Genomic DNA, 4,131 nt, shown 5'->3' on the forward strand with positions numbered 1-4,131 from the left:
CACGAGCCCCGCCCATCCCGTAGAGACCGTGCAAGGGCTGCCGCTGCAATGGCCACCGGAGATCTACCGCTTACGCACGCAATCGAACGAAGCCACCGCACCAAGGGCCTACATCATCGGTTCCTGTCGCTACCTGCGCATGACTGCCGGCATGCCATCGGCGCCTCAGTGGGGCGACCGGATCTTCGCTTCGATCAACACACTGGCGCAGCAGGCCGAACCGCCGATCAGCGCCCTGCTGATGACCGGCGATCAGGTCTATGTCGACGACTTGAACTTCATTGCCCCGGATCGGGAGTATCAGGAAATACGCGCCAAATACCGGGCCGCATTTTCCCAGCCGCATATTGGGAAACTGATGTCCGGCACGCCGACGTACATGATCCTCGATGACCATGAAATCGAAGACAACTGGCCGGCCAACAAAAGCCAGGGCGACGAGCATCTCTATACCAACGCCATGCGCGCCTATGAGTTGTATCAAGCCAGCCACAGCCCCGCCCTTGAACTGAATACCCGCGGTCAGCCGTTGACAAAATATTGGTATCAGTTCGCCAATGGCGATATCGAGTGGTTCGTCACCGACACGCGTACCCGGCGCACGCTCGGACCCAATGACCGACGCATCCTGGATATCGAACAGAAACAAGCGCTGATCGACTGGCTGATCCACAGCCCGGCCCGGGTCAAATTGGTGGTCACCAGCGTGATGTTCTATCCGGACCGCAAGCGGTTGGGAGACGACGCCTGGCAGGGCTTTCCCGAGCAAAGGCTGCGCTTGCTGGAAACCATTCGGACCCGCAGGATCAGGAACGTGGTGTTTATTTGCGGCGATGTCCACGGCTCATTGACCAGCCGCCTGACCCACAGCGAAGACCCGGACTTCAGCGTGCACACCATCGTTTCCTCGCCCCTGTGCAACAGCAAACTGCTGCCCTACGCCAAAGCCTCCACCTTCATCCTCGATCAGCCGCTGGTGCGAACCGCCGCCGGCGATTATCGGCATGAACTGCTCGGCCCGGTGATCAGCCAGGACAACTTCGCCCATGTAATCGTCGAGACGGGGCAAATTCATACGCGTTATCACGACCGTGACGGCAACCTGCTGCAATCGCACGGCATCAAATTGGGCTGAATCGGCTCAATAGCATGACTTTTTACTAATTAATGGAGAAATCTTCTTTGCTGCCGACATATTCTTATAGCACTTGGCCTTCATCTCTCTTGTCAGCCGGTATTGCAATGATGCAACCTTGCCGCAGGCAACAGTAAGAGGGCGAGAGCCCGGCGCGTTCAGCAAATTCGAAGCGAGTTTCCCTCCATATGAAAAGCCAACCCGATGCCGCCAGCCGTATGGTGGCCGAGGTAGTGACGCAGTTGCCTGTGCCCTCGCGGCTCGGCATGCTGCGTTTCGAACGGCTGAATGAACCGAGCTGGGCGCTGCTGTTTCTCGATCCCAACTGCGAACGACAATTCGGCTTGCCTGCGGTGGAGCTCTGCGCCCTGGTCGGCTCGCCCTACGCGAGTCTGATGGAACCCGAAGCGCGCTATCAACTGCACGACGCCATCCAGCTGCAACTGACCGAAGCCTCGCATTATCTGATCCGCTACACCCTGCACACCGCCACCGGCTCGCTGAGCCTGCTGGAGTTGGGCGAAGCCTACAAACAACACAATCGACACCTGTTGCGCGGTTACCTGCTGGTCATCGATGGCCTGTTCGAGGATGACCCGCTGCTGCCGGCGCTGGACCTGGAAACCCAGAACTCACGCCTGCAAATCGCCCTGGAGCTCAACCAGCGCGCCCAACAGGAACAACTGCAGCACCTGGACCGGGTGCGCGCCCAGCAGGACCTGATCCTGCTGCTGACCCGCCAGCGCTACAGCAGCAACAACTCCCTCAAGGAAGCCGCCGAACTGATCACCCGCAGTGCCTGCGAGATCTACGAAATCGACTGCGCCAGCCTGTGGAACCTCGAAGGTTCGATGCTGGTGCCGATCTCGGCGTTTCACCGCGCCAGCCAGGAATACCTGCTGCCGCAGCCGATCGACGTCAGTGGCTTTCCCGATTACCTCGACGCCCTGCATACCGGTCGCGCCATCGACGCCCACAACGCCATGCGCGACCCGCGCACCCGGGAAATGGCCGAGAGCCTGCGCCCCCGTGACGTCAATGCCATGCTCGATGCCAGCATCCGCGTCGACGGTCAGGTGGTCGGCGTGCTGTGCCTTGAGCAGACCGGTGCGACCCGCGCCTGGCAGTCGGACGAAATCGCCTTTGCCGGCGAGCTCGCCGACCAGTTCGCCCAGGTCATCAGCAACCACAACCGCCGCACCGCCACCAGCGCCCTGCACCTGTTCCAGCGCGCGGTCGAGCAAAGCGCCAACGCCTTCCTGCTGGTCAACTGCGACGGCGTGGTGGAGTACGTCAACCCCAGTTTCACCGCGATCACCCAGTACAGCACCGAGGAAGTCCACGGCCAGCGCCTGTCGGAATTGCCGGCCCTGGAAAACCTCAGCGAACTGCTGTTCGACGCGCCCTCGGCGCTGGCCAAGAGCAACAGTTGGCAGGGCGAATTCAAGAGCCGGCGCAAAAACCTCGAACCCTACTGGGGCCAGTTGTCGATTTCCAAGGTCTATGGCGACAACCGCGAGCTGACCCACTACATCGGCATCTACGAAGACATCACCCAGACCAAGCTCGCCCAGCAACGCATCGAGCGCCTGGCCTATACCGACAACCTGACCAACCTGGGCAACCGTCCGGCGTTCATCCGCAACCTCGACGAGCGCTTTGCCCGGGACAGCGATGCGCCCATCAGCCTGCTGCTGGTGGACATCGACAACTTCAAGCGGATCAACGACAGCCTCGGTCACCAGACCGGCGACAAACTGCTGATCAGCCTGGCCCGGCGCCTGCGCAACAGCCTGAGCCCGAGCGGCAGCCTGGCGCGCTTCGCCAGTAACGAATTTGCGGTACTGCTGGACAACACCGACCTGCACACCGGCCAACAGATCGCCAGCCAGTTGCTGACCACTCTCGACAAGCCGATGTTCGTCGACAACCAGTTGATCAGCGTGACAGGTTCCGTGGGCTTGGCCTGTGCACCGCTGCATGGTCGTGATCCACAAACCCTGATGCGCAACGCCGGTCTGGCCCTGCACAAGGCCAAGGCCAACGGCAAGCATCAGGTGCAGGTGTTCACCGAAGCGCTGAACGCCGAGGCCAGCTACAAGCTGTTCGTCGAGAACAACCTGCGCCGCGCCCTGACCCAGAACGAACTCGATGTGTTCTATCAGCCCAAGCTCTGCCTGCGCAGCGGTCGCCTGCTGGGCATGGAAGCGTTGTTGCGCTGGAATCATCCGGAAAAGGGCATGATCCGCCCTGACCAGTTCATCAGCGTCGCCGAAGAAACCGGCCTGATCATTCCGATCGGCAAGTGGATCGCCCGTCAGGCGTGCCGCATGAGCAAGACGCTGACCGCTGCAGGTTTGGGCAATCTGCAGGTGGCGATCAACCTGTCGCCCAAACAGTTTTCCGACCCGGATCTGGTGGCGTCCATCGCCAACATCCTCAAGGAAGAAGCGCTGCCGGCGCAGCTGCTGGAACTGGAGCTGACCGAAGGCCTGCTGCTGGAAGCCACCGAAGACACCCACCTGCAACTCGACCAACTCAAGCGCCTGGGCCTGACCCTGGCCATGGACGACTTCGGCACCGGTTACTCGTCGCTCAGTTACTTGAAAAAATTCCCCATCGACATCATTAAGATCGATCGAAGCTTCATCCACGAAATCCCGGACAACCAGGACGACATGGAAATCACCTCCGCGGTGATCGCCATGGCCCACAACCTGAAGCTCAAGGTCGTGGCTGAAGGCATCGAAACCGCCGAGCAGCTAGCCTTCCTGCGCCGCCATCGCTGCGATGTTGGCCAGGGTTACCTGTTCGACCAGCCGATCCCGGGCTCCGAACTGATCGAGAAGCTCAAGCGCTACCCGCGCGGCCCGATTGCCTGATAGCGGCCGCACGCTTGCCTCCCCTGTGGGAGCGGGCTTGCTCGCGAAAGCGGTGGGTCAGTCGACATGAATGTTGAATGTCAGTCCGTATTCGCGAGCAAGCCCGCTCCCACA

Annotated in this window: 2 protein-coding genes; both read left to right on the forward strand. The window is 60.9% G+C overall.

The genetic code is table 11. The features are described from left to right. Window positions 1–1,135 (forward strand): alkaline phosphatase D family protein (locus B0W55_RS28860; protein ID WP_077049306.1); only part of this gene is annotated, 1,135 nt, incomplete at its 5' end. A 188-nt stretch (window positions 1,136–1,323) separates the two neighbouring features. Then, the gene (locus B0W55_RS28865; RefSeq protein WP_077049305.1) at window positions 1,324–4,017 is read left to right on the forward strand and encodes a GGDEF and EAL domain-containing protein; all 2,694 of its coding nucleotides are present in this window, start codon (window positions 1,324–1,326) and stop codon (window positions 4,015–4,017) included. Window positions 4,018–4,131 lie beyond the last annotated feature (114 nt).

This window comes from Pseudomonas sp. KK4 (genome assembly GCF_001984065.1).
Classification (GTDB): domain Bacteria; phylum Pseudomonadota; class Gammaproteobacteria; order Pseudomonadales; family Pseudomonadaceae; genus Aquipseudomonas.